Source organism: Streptomyces sp. NPDC005963, from assembly GCF_040638655.1.
In the GTDB taxonomy this organism is placed as follows: domain Bacteria; phylum Actinomycetota; class Actinomycetes; order Streptomycetales; family Streptomycetaceae; genus Streptomyces.
Map to the genome: position 1 here is coordinate 63,180 of NZ_JBEXVD010000017.1, position 13,559 is coordinate 76,738.

A 13,559-nucleotide genomic window follows, 5' to 3' on the forward strand; every position below is an offset into this window, starting at 1 on the left:
TGCAATTATTAACTTCTACTTGGTCGAGGGGCCGACCTTCACGGTGATCGTCGAGCCATTGCGCGGCTCCTTGACGATGGAGATCTTGGTGTTGGTGTCAGTTACCTTCACCCCCGCGGTCGGGTTCTCCGGGTACCAGTAGACGCCCTTGCGGTCGTCGAAGACCGGATTGCCGGGCCTCGCCTTGATCGAGGTCGGGACGTCCGCCCGGTGCAGCGTGAGCGCGTCGGTGCGGAAGGTGCTGAAGGTGGAGTCGAACGCCTGGATGCGGTTGCGCATCAGGGTGCCGTCCGCCCACTTCAGCGGCGAGGCGTTGGCGTCGATCGGCAGCACGCGGCCCGTCCCGGGGTGGACGCTGGTGTTGTTATCACGCTGCGAGGTGTCCCACAGCCAGACCAGCAGACCGTTCTGGTACGGGTAGTGCTCGACCCAGGAGTCCTTCGGCGCCTTGAACCCGAAGTTGTACGGGCCGACCTTGAGCGTCTTGTCGTACGAGACGTACTGGCGGTTCTCGGCCAGGTAGTACTGCTCGTACTCCTGCGTGAAGGACTCGCCGATGCGGGAGAAGCCCTTCGCGGTCCAGGCCGCGTCGGTCGTCTCGGCATTGTCGGTGAACAGCGCTGCGCCGTCCGCCTTGACGGTGATCTCGTCGGCCACGAAGCCCTTGCCGCCGGCGCCGCCGTCCGTCTGGTAGCGGAAGCGGACGTCGACCTTCTTGCCCGCGTATGCGTCGAGCGAGTAGACGAGCTTCTTGTGGGCGCCCGACACGTCGGTCAGCGCGGGTGCGTTGCTGGCGTCGCGGGTCAGGGGCGCGCCGTCGGCGGTCCCGTCGATCGCGGTCCAGTTGGCTCCGCCGTCCGTGGACACCTCGGTGTAGAGGTAGTCGTACCCCTTCTCGATCTCCCACCAGCCGGCGAGTTCGAGGGATGCGCTGGACTTTCCGGTCAGGTCGACCTGGCGGGAGAGCGTGTTCTTCAGGTTGTCGCCCTGGTTGCTCCACCACTGGCCGGCGCCCTGGGCGGGCTTGACGATCGTCCGTGTGACGGGCTTCTTCGGCAGTTCGACGACCAGTGCCTGCGGCCGGTTGGTGTTGTAGGCGGCCACGCCGAGGGTGTGCGTCGACGCGGTCGCCGCCTTGGCCTTGGTGTAGTTGAGCCAACCCAGTTGCAGCTTGTCCCAGGCGGTCATGTCGCCGGGGAGGTCGCCGATGGAGTCCTTGCCGTTGCCGAGCCAGGAACCGGACGACATCAGGGTCCAGAAGCCGGTCGAGTTCTCGCCGCGGCCCGAGGTGTCGTAGTGGTCGGGCAGACCGAGGTCGTGGCCGTACTCGTGGGCGAAGACGCCGAGGCCGCCGTTCTCGGGCTGCATGGTGTAGTCGCCGACCCAGATGCCGGTGTCGCCGATCTGGGTGCCGCCGGCCTTGTTGTGGGCCGGTCCGGTCTGTCCCGCGTCGGTGCCGTACGCGTACCAGCGGTGCGCCCACAGCGCGTCGGGCCCCTGTGCACCGCCGCCCGCGGACTCGTCCTCACCGGCGTGCACGATCTGGAAGTGATCGATGTAGCCGTCGGACTCGTTGAAGTTGCCGTCGCCGTCGAAGTCGTAGCGGTCCCAGAGGTCGTACTGGGCGATGTCGGCCTTGATCTGGGCGTCCGTGCGGCCTTGGGCGCGCTGGTCGGCGACCCAGGCGGTGACTCCGTCGCGGACCGTGTCCCAGACGTTGTCGCAGTTGGAGTCGCCGCAGTAGTTGGAGCCGTAGCGGGCCTCGTTGTGCTCGACCTTCACCCAGTCGGAGACCGTACCGGCGACCGAGTAACGGCCGGACGAGGTCTTCTCGTAGTAGGTCTTCAGCGACTCCTTGGGCTTGCCGGCGGTGTCCTTGCCGGAGCCGAAGTAGAGGTCGGTGAAGTGCTGGCGGTTGTAGTCCGCCTGCCAGGCCGTGGAGTTGTCGACCGCGCGATCGGGCTTGGCGATCTGGTTGTGGAGCGGACCCGGGGTGCCGCCGTACTTCTTGACGGGCGGCTGGGGGCCTCCCGGCCCGTCCGGGTCGTACATGGTGGTGTCGTCGACCTTGTCGCCGAACTCGACCAGGATGGTGAAGATCTTGTCGGTCTTCTCCCGTCCCAACTCGACGTACTTCTTGTCGTCGAGCTTGACGACCTTGGACGCGCCGCGCTGCTGCACGGTCGCGTCCCCGGCTATGACCTGCTCCAGCGCCGCCTGGCGCTCCATCTCCTGTTGCTTGCTGAAGGGCCCGTCGAGGTCGTGCTCGACGTGGCCCTTGTGCGGAGCCGGGTCGTGGCGCTCGATGGCTGTCGGCGCCGCCTTGGCGTGGGACCCCTGATCCCCCGCCTGGGCGGTGCTGAACGCCGAGGCCGTGGCGGTGGTCGCCGCAAGCGCGACGAGCACCGCGGACGCTCTGATCGTCCGTCGTTTGGTGGTCACTTGGTGGTGTCCTCCCCTGCGTTCCTTCGCCGCGGACCGATGTGGGGTTGTCCGCGGGAGGCGTCGCGTCACAAGTGACGGCATTCGACCGTAGTACAGGAAGAAAAGACAGACCTTGACACGGACATTCCAACTGCACTATGCAGAAGTCGAGTTCCGATTTCCGGACAGGACGGCTGCTCAAAACCGGCGCATGGAACAGGCCAGTTCTTGCCCTGTATGAATCCGTGCGCCCCCTATGCACCGAGCCCTGACCTGCACCGGGTGAGGCGACGCTTACCCCAGGTTCCGTCCGGGCATCGAGCACCGTAGAGTCTTCTGTCAGTGCGATTGCGTTACGTCAGACCCTCGACCGTTTCCCGACCACCATGCCTCCCGGCATAGCCCCAGGACGGATACCGTCATGCCTCGTCCGACTGCCGCACAGCTCGCCTCCGGTACGGCCGCCGTCGTGCTCTGCGCACTGGCCCTGCTGCTGCTCACCGAAGCCACCGGTCTCCTCGCGATCGCCGCCATCGGCCTCGGCTCGATGGTGGTCGGACTGACCGTCGCAGTGGCCGTGCCGATCGGTCGGGCGGCACGGGCGGCCAAGGTCGCCGGGGCGGCCCGCTCGCTCTCCGCGAGCCGCACCGCCGCAGGTCGTGCCACGTCGGCGCCCTCGTCCGACGGTCTGACCACCCGGGTCCGCTCCTCGCGCGACCACTCGCTGCGCCGCTGACCCGTCGTCCCACCGGAACGGGCTCACCTCGTACCCACGGGGGGCACGGCGACCACCACCGTCTTGCCTGCCTTGTCGTGCAACCCCTGTTTGTACGGCTTGTCGGTGAGGATCGTGGCGATGATGACGAGCCACCAGATGCAGAAGCAACACACCAGCGCCGGCACCCAGAGCACCGCGGCCCGCAGCAGCGAGGAGCGGGTGTCCGGGGTGCTGCCGTCGTTCAGCATCGCCACCCGGATCTTCAGCAGCCGCTTGCCGACGGTCTGGCCCGTCTTCTTCACCATGAGGGTGTCGTAGCCGACGTACGCGATGAGGGAGATCGCGGACCAGATCCACTGACGTCCGGTGTTCACGTCATTGGCGATGTCGTCCCAACCGTCCCCGCTGTCGCCGTTGACGTTCCAGCCGCCGAAGATCAGCGACAGCAGGAACAACGGGATGAAGATGATCAGGGCGTCGATGACCCGGGCACTGAACCGCTTGCCGAACTCGGCGAGCGGCGGCATTCCGGCGAGCGGATCGGGGCCACCGCCGTATGGCCCGCCATAGGCGTTGGGATCGTACGGAGGGGGTGTCCCACTCCCGCCGCCGTACGGGCTGCCGCCCTGCCCCTGGCCCGGCCCACCATAGGGAGAACCTTGCCCTGCACCGCCCCCCTGGCCGCCGTACGGGGAATCCCCGGGCGGCGGTGGTGGCGGAGGCGACTGATCGCCACCGCCCGAGCCGCCCTGAGGAGGCTGCTGGGGCTTCTTCAGGAAGGGGTCGTCGTCGGGGCCTCCCGGGCCGGGGGGCGGAGGCTGATCGTTACTCATGAGGGCAGTGCATCCCGCCTCGGAGGAGTCCGCAAAAGCTGACACGCCGTTCGGGGGACGCGTTGCTGATGACGGGTCAGCCGATCAGGCCCGGGTGACGAAGGTGTGCGCCGCCTTGTCGTGCCAGCACTGCCGCCACGGACGGTCGAACAGGCACCACAGCACGTTGATCACACCGACGGCGAGCAAACCGAGTCCGCTGTAGAGGAGCCAGCGGCGCAGTGCTCCGCCGAAGCCGGGCGGGCCGTGGGACTCGATGTCCACCACCGCCAGCCCGCAGATCTTCTTGCCGAGCGTGCGCCCCCATTTGGCCGTCGGAACGGCCTCGTACAGCACCCCCAGGAAGAGGAGCGCACCGAGCACGATCGCCAGGTGCACGCCGGTCGTGCCGTCCAGCAGCCATACGGTGACGGTCTCCCCGGACTGCTTCGCCGCCTCGATCTTGTCGTCGATGTGGGCGAGTGCCTGCGTGCCCACCGGTACGGCGACCCCGCCGACGAGCACCCCGAGGACCACGGTGTCGATCAGCCGGGCGGCCAGTCGCTTGCCGAGCGGAGCGGGCCGGGCTGCGGCGTGCGCCTGCGCGGCCTGGAGGAAGGGGTCGTCGACCGGGGGCTTCCACGGGACGACGGGAGGCTCACCCGCAGCGCCCCCTTGGGCGAGTTGGTGGACCTGCTGCGGCCAGGACGCGGAACCGCCGCCGGGGCCGGGCGTGACGGTGGACTGCTGTGGGAAATCGGAGCCGCGCGAGGAGGCGGGCGGATTCATGGACCGGGAGGTGAGGGGCGGCTCGTTCCGGGATGTCGGGGCCACGGGCTCCGCCGACCTGCCCTGCGGCACCTGCGGCGCGGACCTGCCCTGCTGCTGTGGCTGGGCGGTCTGGGGTCCCTGGGGCGCAGACGACCGGCCGGGGCTCGCATCGGCCTTCTTCTGCGCGACCCGGGCGCGCAGCGCACGGATGGCCATGGTGCTCTCGGCGGAAGGCTGGGGCTCCGGCCCTTCGGTGTTCTTGCGGGGCCGGACCGGCAGTCCCGAGGAAGCAGCGGGCTCGGGAGCCGGACGGCTGGACCGCACTCCGGGCAGGGCGCCGCCGGAGGGATCGGCCTGAGCGGGGTCGGCGACTGGTGACTGGCCCTGCACGGGCGGGCCTTGTCCCTGCTCGCCGCCCCACGAGACCCGGTTGTCACGTTCGCCGCCGAACCCGGTCTGGCGGGAGGTGTCGGCCTGCCAGACGCTCGCGGGTTCCTGGCGTACGGGCTCGGCGGGCGGATCCTCGTCGAGGAAGACCGGGCCCGTCTCCTCCACCCGTGCTTCGGGGGCCGGCGCGGAGCGCTGCTGCCGCTGGCCGCCCTGCGGCGGGACCGCTGCGGGGGCGGATGCGCCCTGGCCCGGCGCCGCGGGCATGGTCTCGCCGTCCTTGGGCGCGGGCCGACTCGTACCGGGCACCCAGGCGGCGCCGTTCCAGTACCGGACGTAGCCGGGAATGGAGGGGTCCGGGTAGAAGCCCTGCGCCGGGCTGCCGTCACCTGGAGGAGTAGCCAATGCCCCCAACTCCGTTCGTTCACTACCTCTGTGGGCCGCCCGCGATGCCGGACACTGCACGGGCTGTGCGACCTACGACACCCGGCTTGGGGGCGCACCCCCGTCTGTCCCCCGGCTGTCCAAGGAGGACAGTAACGAAGAACGGGGGGCGCTGAAGAAGGAGACCGTGAGAAAGGGCGCGTTCGGGGGACGGAGTACGGCGGTTTGGAGGCACCCGCGAATCCGGGTCAGGTGGGCGGGAGGTGGGGCCCACGGCGCGTGCCCGCCGGGGTGGTTGCACACTCCCGTACCCCTGCGTCCGGACTCGTACCGCTGTCATCGGACCGCTGTCACCCGGGTGGCTCAACGCGACCCGCCCCCGCCTTGAGGGTGAGGGCCGGGAGCGGGACGGGACTTCGAGGGCACGGCCTAGAGGGCTCTGGGGAGGGTCAGTTCGGCCCAGACGGCTTTGCCTGGGCCGTTGCGCGGGGTCACGCCCCAGGCGTCGGACAGTTCTTCGACCAGGGGCAGGCCGCGTCCACCGGTGGCGTCGGGGCCGGCGGGGACGATCCGGGGCAGCGCCTGCGAGGCATCGTGCACCTCGATGCGCACACCGCGCCACAGCGGTGCGTAGCGGGTCTCGATCTCCCATCCCGGCACCTTGGCATGGCGTACGGCATTGGTGAACAGCTCGGAGAGCACGATCGACGCGGAAGCCTCCACCGGAGCGAGCCCCCACCCGTCGAGCACCCTGCGCAACTCGGCCCGCGCCAGCCCCACGCTCCGCGGAGCGTACGGCCACCGGTACACCACGGGCCCATTGCTGCACGACTGAGTCATCGGACCACTTCCGTTCCGCGCGGCGGAACTAAGTCGTCTTTCCGTTTCGGTTCGAAGGGATGAACGAGAACGTCCGTCATTTCGACTCTCCTTCAGCTGCATAGGTCGTACCCAGGACTGATCGACAGTCACGGGGTGCGTTTCCCTATCAACGCAGGCCGTGCAGGGGTGAACTTGCACAGCTCTTGCACAGGTCGACTTCCGTTTACCCGGACGTCGAGCGGGTACGTCGGAATGCTGTGACCATGGACTGGCTACGACTCCGCAAGGAAGACCGAGACCATGAGCACTGACCTTCCACCCGGTGCACATCTGGCCGCGCTGCGGAAAGCGCGCGGCCTCTCGCAATCGCAGCTCGCCAGAAGGGCGAGCATCTCCGTATCGCTCCTCTCCAAGATCGAGGTGGGGGACCGGACGCTGACACCAGCCGTCGCCACGGCGCTCGGAAAGCCGATGGGCCTCTCCATGGCCGAGGTACTGGGCCGAACGGCCGTTGCCCGTGGTGGCGAACGACCCCTGACCGAATTGCGGGCGGCGCTGCGCGACTACGATCTCCCTGCACCTGAGCCCGTGAGCGTGAAGAAGCTCAAAGCTTCCCTCGGCGCCGCGGGCACCCATCGGAAGAACGTCGAAGTGGACGGGCTGCTTCGGCTTCTCCCGGATCTCGTGCGCGAGGCGACGGCACATGCGCACGGCGAGAACAGCGCAGAGAGCTGGATGCTCCTCGCCGATGTCTACAGCAGCGTCTACTGGCTGGCCGCGAGGCATCGGTGGATGGACTTGGCGGAATTGGCGGTGGCCCGACAACATTGGGCGGTCGAGCAGCAGCCGAATCCACTGGGGCGTGCCGTGGCAGCCCGGGACAGGGCGGGTACGTATCTCAACTTCGGTGATATCGAACGCGGGTTGAACATCGTCGACCGTGCGATTTCCGATGCCGAGCAATCATTGAGCGGAGTCGATCGTGACATCGCCGTGTGCATCCTCAATCTGCGCGGAATGACGCTGGCCGGCCGGCTCGGTGACAAGGGTGAAGCCGCTAAGGAAGCCACCCGGCACATTCGATCCGCCCTGGCGTCATCGGCGGGAATCGAGCGCGATAGGGAGGTCCACGGGCTCACGGTCGGCCAGCAGAACACCTTCGCGCACCGGTTGGCCACCTATGTGGACCTCGGTCGTCCCCGCGAGGCTCTGCAACTGACCGACGACCTCACCGCGGCGCTGGCCGGACTACCACCCACGAGGACGGCACCGACGTACATCAATGCGGCCCGGGCGCAGCTCGACATCGGGGATCGCGATGGAGCACTGGAGAACCTGGGCCGCGCGTGGGCACTGGCGCCGCAGATGGCGCGCATCCATCCGATGGGGCGGGAGGTCTTCCGGGTCGTCTCCTCCCTTCACCGGAGGAGCAATGCGGAGATCTTGAGGCTCTCGAAGCTGTCGGGGATCGCTCCCTGACCCAGCCCCGGGTGTGGCATTGCCCACGGCCCGGCCCTTCGGCGTCCGGCGGACAACCGCACGGCCGGGCGGCGCTCGTTCGCGATTGACGTTCCCGGAGGCCCGCCCGCAGGCACTGGGTCACTGTATGTCATCGCATGAACACAGAAAGTTCTTACCGAAAGTCGCGTCATAGTCGTGTGACCTGTCGCTCTCTTCTCACAGGGCTCACCCAAGGGCCTCAAAACAGGGTCGCCCGTACGTATACGTGCACACACGGAGTCGTACGGACGGGACACAGAAGAGAAGAGGGCCGTTGCTATGCACTCGATGGTGGAACGCGAGCTTGAGTTGAAACTGGTGCTGTCGCCGGAGCGGAGCATCCTGGTGCCCGCGCTGCTGAGCTACCGGTCGGATGATCCCTTTGCCGTCCACGTGACCTTCCACATCGGGTCGGAGAACCCGGTGAAGTGGACGTTCGCCCGTGAGTTGCTGGTGGAAGGGGTGTTCAGGCCGTGTGGGCACGGGGACGTGCGGATCTGGCCGACCAAGGTGGACAGTCGCAACGTCGTACTGATCGCGCTGAGCTCGCCCGACGGGGACGCACTCCTTGAGGCGTCGGCCTCGGTGGTGTCCGCCTGGGTGGAGCGGACCCTTCGGCTGGTGCCGCCCGGGACGGAGTCGGGGCAGTTGGGGATGGACGCCGCCCTGGCCGATCTGCTCGCGCCACGGCGTGCGGACGGGCTGTGGGCCCGGGGGCACCATCCGGCGGGCGGCAAGGACGCTCCGGGACCGCTGGATGATGCCCAGGACGGCGATGGCTGCTGACGACCGGTCCCGCGCCGGGGAGTGCCGTCGAAGTGCCGTGTTCCGCCCGGATGGTCCGTACCGGGCGGTCGGGACTTCGACGGCACGACCTACGGGGTGTCCGACGTCAGGAACTCCAGCAGATGTCCGTCGGGGTCGTCGAGGTACAGCCCACGGCCGTCGTGGCGGCGGAAGGTCTCCCCCGGTGTCTGCCGGGCCGGATCGGCCCAGTAGGTGAGCCGCCGCTCGACGACCCTGGCGAAGATGCCTTCGAACTCCTCTTCGGAGACCCGGAAGGCCAGGTGCTGCGAGGGCTGGGGGCCCTCGCGCTCGTCGAGGTAGTCGAGGGTCACCCCGCCCTCCAGGGTGACGGCGACGAAGGGGCCGTTCACCACGGGTTCGGGGCCGTCGAGGAGTTCGGAGAGGAAGCGGGCGCCGGCGAAGCGGTCGGAGACATGGACGATGGTGTGGTCGAGACGAGCGGGCATGGGTCCTCCCTGAAGGGCTCCAAAGAGCTCTGGTGCTTGGTGACTTCACCGTAGGAAGACATGCCGTGCCGGGGCATCGGGCCAAGGGTGGAGGTGCGGGGGCATCCGTCGTAGGACCCCGGTCGGCTCCCCCCACCGGTCTGACGGACGAGTCGAATTCAGGCCGGTTGGCTCAGAAGACCTTGCCGGGATTGAGGATGCCCAGCGGATCGAACGTCCGCTTGATGCCCTGCTGCAACTCCACGCCCACCGGGCCGAGTTCCCGGGCGAGCCATTCCCTCTTCAGCACCCCGACGCCGTGTTCCCCGGTGATCGTGCCGCCGAGGGAGAGGCCGAGGGCCATGATCTCGTCGAAGGACTCGCGGGCCCGGCGGGACTCGTCCGGGTCGGCGTGGTCGAAGCAGACCACGGGGTGGGTGTTGCCGTCGCCCGCGTGGGCGCAGACGCCGATGGTCAGGTCGTACTTCTGGGCGATGGCCGCCGTGCCGTCGAGCATGGCGCCCAACTGGGAGCGCGGGACGCACACGTCGTCGATCATGGTGGCCGTCCGGACGGCCTCCAGAGCGTTGAGGGAGATCCTGCGGGCCTGGAGGAGCAGTTCCGACTCGGCGGGGGTGTCGGCGGGGACGACTTCGGTGGCGCCGTGGGCGCGGCACACCTCGGCGACCACGGCCAGGTCGGCGGTCGGGTCAGGGGTGTCGAAGGCGGCGAGCAGGAGGGCTTCCGTGGTCTCCGGCAGACCCATGTGGGCGAGCTTGTTGACGGCCCGTACGGTCGTGCCGTCCATCAGTTCCAGCAGTGAGGGGGTGTGGCCGCCCTCCATGATCGCGCAGACGGCGGCACAGGCCGCGGCTGCCGAGTCGAACTCGGCCGCGAGCACCAGTTGCTGGGGAGGCTTGGGCTTGAGGGCGAGCACCGCACGGACGACGATGCCGAGGCTCCCTTCGGAGCCGACGAACAGTCGGGTGAGGTCGTAGCCGGCCACTCCCTTGGCGGTGCGGCGGCCGGTGGTCAGGAGGCGTCCGTCCGCGAGGACGACGTCGAGGCCCAGTACGTATTCGGCGGTCACCCCGTACTTGACGCAGCACAGCCCGCCGGACGCGGTGCCGATGTTGCCGCCGATGGTGCAGGTCTCCCAACTGGAGGGGTCGGGCGGATAGTGCAGGCCGTGCTTGTTGACCTCGCGGGAGAGGACGGCGTTGATCACTCCCGGTTCGACGACGGCGATCCGGTCGACGGGGCTGATCTCCAGGATGCGGTCCATCTTGACGAGCGAGAGGACGATGCAGCCGTCGGAGGCGTTGGCCGCGCCGGAGAGGCCGGTGCGGGCGCCCTGCGGGACGACGGGGACGCGCAGGGCGGTGGCCGTGCGCATCACGTGCTGGACCTGTTCGACGGTGCGCGGCAGGACGACGACGGCCGGCAGCCCGGCGTCGCAGAAGCTCGCCATATCCCGGCTGTAGAAGGCCATGATGTCCGGGTCGCTGATCAGGGCCTCGGCGGGGAGCCCGGCGTGCAGCCGTTCTAGGAGATCGTCCATGCTGCCAGCGTCGCACCCGGGGCCATCGGTGTGAACCCGTACGCCTTCCGACTCACACGGCGGGGAGCGTTCTTCGTATAGACCGACCGCTGACGCAGAGTGAACGTCATGAGCGGTTCGTCCAGTGAGTGCGGTTTCAGCCGTGGTGGTGGTGAGCGTCGGCGCAATGCGGTCGTCGGTGCGATGGTCGCCGCCGCCCTGGTCGGCGGAGTGTGCGCCATGGCGGTCGGCGGGGGCGACGCACCGCCGCCGGCTCCGGGGCCGGTGGCCCGGGCCCGGATCGCGGCGGCGGCGGGCGCGCCTGCCGCGGTGGCGGACCTCGATGCGCTGATCGCCGAGCGTACGGGGTGGCTGCGCAAGCACCCGCGGGACGAGGAGTCCTGGGCGGTGCTGGGAACCGCGCAGACCGAGCGGGCCGTACGGCTCGCCGACTGGGGTGCGCTGCCCGAGGCGGAGGAGGTGCTGGAGCGGTCGCTGGAGATCGTGTCCGCCGACGCGGGCAACACCGAGGCGCTCCTCGGACTGGCGGTCCTCGCGAACGCCCGGCAGGACCACGCCACGGCCCGCGACTGGGCCCGGCAGGCACAGAAGCAGAAGCCGCGGCGCTGGACGGTCTACCCGGTGCTGATCGAGGCGTACGGCGGACTGGGCGACTACAAGTCGGTCGGCAAGGCGTTGGAGACGCTGCACGAGTTGTACGCGGGGTCTCCGGTGCGGGTCGTCACTGCCCGGGTCTATCGGGACCGGGGGTGGCGGGAGGACGCGGCGGCCCATGCCGAGGACGCGGTGGGCAGCGCGGTCGGCGCCGCGGAGAAGGCGGCGGCGCTGTACGCGCTGGGGGAACTGGCCTGGGAGCGGGGCGAGCCGCTGGAGGCGGTCAAGCGGTACGACCTGGCGCTGCGGCTGGCCCCCGACCACCACCCTTCGCTGGCGGCGCGCGGGCGGGCGCTGGCCGCGCTGGGCCGCACCGAAGAGGCGTTGCGCGACTACCAGTCGGCGCTGGCGAAGCGACCGCTTGCGGAGTACGCGCTGGAGGCGGGCGAGTTGAACGAGTCGCTGGGCCTGGACGGCGATGCCGACACCCAGTACGCGCTGGTGGGCGAGTTGGCGCGGAAGGCGACGGCGGGCGGCCGGAACGAGGAGTTGGTGGTGGGTCGGTACGAGGCCGACCACGGCGACCCCGAGGAAGCGGTCGAGTTGTTGCAGGCCGAGTGGGACGAGGGGCGGCGCAGCGTCCAGGTGGCGGACGCCCTCGGATGGGCGCTGTTTCGGGCGGGCCGGGTGAAGGAGGCCCTACCGTACGCGAAGAAGGCGACGGGTGAGGGGATGCGCAGTGCGCTGTTCGCCTATCACCGGGGGGAGATCGAGCGGGCTTTGCAGCGGTACGGGCCGGCCCGTCGGTACATCGGTCAGGCGCTGCGGACCAATCCCCGCTTCTCGCCGCTGCTGGCGCCGGCGGCGCGGGACGCGCTCGACGCGCTGGGGCAACCGCCGCCCGGTGGGCCGCGGAAGGTGACGGGGAAGGAGGGGATGGTGGTGAAGCCCAAGCCGAAGGCGGGGACTGTGCATCCGGGGGGCGGAGCACCGGCGGGTCAGGGGCGGGGGGCGGCGTCGGGGGCCGCGCCCCCACAGGCCGCGAAGCCGGCCGAGCCGATCAAGCCCGCCGAACCCGTCAAGCCCGCCGAGCCGGTCAAGCCGCAGCCGGCGGCCCGGCCGGTTCCCGCCACTTCGGGCCAGTCGACGGGGTCGGGTGGGGCGGGGCGTTCCGGCTCCCCGTAGCGGGTGCGGGCGCCTCCAGCGTCCGGGTGGCCGGGCGCGGTTCAGCTCAGGGTCGCGTAGACGATGAGGTTGTCGACCGTGTGGCCTTCGCTGTCGTAGGCGCCGGAGCAGGTGATCAGCCGTAGTTCGCGGCCGTTCGTCGGGCCGTAGACCTTCTTCGTCGGGAACGCCTTCTTCCTCACCGACTCGGTCCCGGTGACGGTGAAGCGGTTGGTGGTTCCCGCGGCGGTGCGTACGGCGATCTCGGCGCCCTTGCGGAGCTTTCCGAGGTGTTCGAAGACCGCGGGGCCCGACTTGGTCTCGTTGTGGCCGATGATCACCGAGGCTCCGGGGTCACCCGGCACGGACCCGCCCGTGTACCAACCCGCCGTCATCCCCCGGTCGGCGGGTGGGACCTCCACCGTGCCGTCGCCGTTGAGCCCGAGCCGCATCAATTCGCTGTCGACGCCGATCGAGGGGATCGTGACGCTGACCGGGTCCGCGGTCTTCCCGCCCGTTACGGGTGAGGCTGGCGGTACGGTCTGCGCCGCCCCTTCCGGCTGCTTCGGCTGCGTCGTCTGCTTCGGCTGCTTGGTCTCCTTCGGCTCCGGTGACCGACCGCCCGAGCAGCCGGCCGCGGCCAGGAGCGTGAGGGCGGCGAGGAGTGCCGTGAGGGCCGGGGCGCTGCGGCGGCGGGAGAGTGCGCTGATCATGACGGCTCCGTGGAGGACGTGGGACCGCAGTGGCACCGGACGGCCGGTGCCACTGCGGGAGGAGGGTTGCCGGGGGTCTCAGACCTGGCCGTCTGCGGCATTGCGGCGGCGGATCACGACGATGCCCGCGCCGGCGAGGAGCAGGCCGGTGGAGGCCGCCAGCAGCGGCACGTTCACACCGCTGTCGCTGCCGGCCGCTGCGGTGGGCTTCTCACCTGCGGCGACACCGCCGCGCGGCATGACCGCGGGGCGCGTGGCCTTGTCGGCGCCGGGCCGACCGTCGGTCGTGCCGGCCCGGTCGATGAGGACGCGCTTGACCTTCTCCGAAGGCGACGGCTTGACGGTGGCGTCCAGGGAGACGACCGGCGTGGGGCTGGAGTCGGCCACGGCCACGGCTGCGGGGGCCAGCAGGGCGCCGGCCGCCGTGGTGATGACGGCGAGGGCGCGCAGGGACAGGCGGGGGGACGACATAGACAT

The 13,559-nt window shown here is 69.8% G+C and carries 12 protein-coding genes; 4 read left to right on the top strand and 8 right to left on the bottom strand.

The genetic code is table 11. The features are described 5' to 3' along the window. Positions 1 to 15 precede the first annotated feature (15 nt). The gene (locus tag ABZ348_RS22185; protein ID WP_358935586.1) at positions 16 to 2,442 is read right to left on the bottom strand and encodes an immune inhibitor A domain-containing protein; all 2,427 of its coding nucleotides are present in this window, start codon (positions 2,440 to 2,442) and stop codon (positions 16 to 18) included. Positions 2,443 to 2,845: 403 nt separating this feature from the next. Here ABZ348_RS22185 and ABZ348_RS22190 point away from each other — a divergent pair, with 403 nt between their 5' ends. After that, complete coding sequence (locus ABZ348_RS22190; RefSeq protein ID WP_358935588.1) at positions 2,846 to 3,160, top strand: hypothetical protein; 315 nt, start codon at positions 2,846 to 2,848, stop codon at positions 3,158 to 3,160. 23 nt (positions 3,161 to 3,183) lie between these two features. Here ABZ348_RS22190 and ABZ348_RS22195 read toward each other — a convergent pair whose 3' ends face one another. From ABZ348_RS22195 to ABZ348_RS22205, 3 genes are all read right to left on the bottom strand, one after another. Beyond that, positions 3,184 to 3,975, bottom strand: a complete 792-nt coding sequence (locus ABZ348_RS22195; protein WP_358935590.1) for an RDD family protein — start codon at positions 3,973 to 3,975, stop codon at positions 3,184 to 3,186. A gap of 84 nt (positions 3,976 to 4,059) precedes the next feature. After that, positions 4,060 to 5,517 (bottom strand): RDD family protein, encoded by a 1,458-nt coding sequence (locus ABZ348_RS22200; RefSeq protein ID WP_358935592.1) that lies wholly within the window; start codon positions 5,515 to 5,517, stop codon positions 4,060 to 4,062. Positions 5,518 to 5,925: 408 nt separating this feature from the next. Further along, complete coding sequence (locus ABZ348_RS22205) at positions 5,926 to 6,276, bottom strand: ATP-binding protein (protein WP_358935594.1); 351 nt, start codon at positions 6,274 to 6,276, stop codon at positions 5,926 to 5,928. A 342-nt stretch (positions 6,277 to 6,618) separates the two neighbouring features. On the opposite strand from ABZ348_RS22205, the gene ABZ348_RS22210 reads away from it, so the two are divergent. Continuing rightward, positions 6,619 to 7,797, top strand: coding sequence for a helix-turn-helix transcriptional regulator (locus ABZ348_RS22210; protein ID WP_358935596.1), 1,179 nt, complete (start codon positions 6,619 to 6,621; stop codon positions 7,795 to 7,797). A 300-nt stretch (positions 7,798 to 8,097) separates the two neighbouring features. Then, positions 8,098 to 8,604, top strand: a complete 507-nt coding sequence (locus tag ABZ348_RS22215; protein WP_358935598.1) for an SsgA family sporulation/cell division regulator — start codon at positions 8,098 to 8,100, stop codon at positions 8,602 to 8,604. Between the two features lie 89 nt (positions 8,605 to 8,693). Here ABZ348_RS22215 and ABZ348_RS22220 read toward each other — a convergent pair whose 3' ends face one another. Further along, positions 8,694 to 9,071, bottom strand: coding sequence for a VOC family protein (locus tag ABZ348_RS22220; RefSeq protein WP_358935600.1), 378 nt, complete (start codon positions 9,069 to 9,071; stop codon positions 8,694 to 8,696). A 172-nt stretch (positions 9,072 to 9,243) separates the two neighbouring features. After that, entirely contained in the window at positions 9,244 to 10,611 is a 1,368-nt protein-coding gene (locus tag ABZ348_RS22225; RefSeq protein WP_358935602.1) for an FAD-linked oxidase C-terminal domain-containing protein, read from the bottom strand. Positions 10,612 to 10,719: 108 nt separating this feature from the next. Here ABZ348_RS22225 and ABZ348_RS22230 point away from each other — a divergent pair, with 108 nt between their 5' ends. Continuing rightward, positions 10,720 to 12,390, top strand: coding sequence for a tetratricopeptide repeat protein (locus tag ABZ348_RS22230; protein ID WP_358935604.1), 1,671 nt, complete (start codon positions 10,720 to 10,722; stop codon positions 12,388 to 12,390). 41 nt (positions 12,391 to 12,431) lie between these two features. Here the strand turns inward: ABZ348_RS22230 and ABZ348_RS22235 are convergent, their stop codons facing one another. Both ABZ348_RS22235 and ABZ348_RS22240 read right to left on the bottom strand, forming a co-directional pair. Continuing rightward, positions 12,432 to 13,082, bottom strand: coding sequence for a class F sortase (locus ABZ348_RS22235; protein WP_358935606.1), 651 nt, complete (start codon positions 13,080 to 13,082; stop codon positions 12,432 to 12,434). 78 nt (positions 13,083 to 13,160) lie between these two features. Continuing rightward, the gene (locus ABZ348_RS22240) at positions 13,161 to 13,553 is read right to left on the bottom strand and encodes a hypothetical protein (protein WP_358935608.1); all 393 of its coding nucleotides are present in this window, start codon (positions 13,551 to 13,553) and stop codon (positions 13,161 to 13,163) included. Between the last annotated feature and the right edge of the window lie 6 nt (positions 13,554 to 13,559).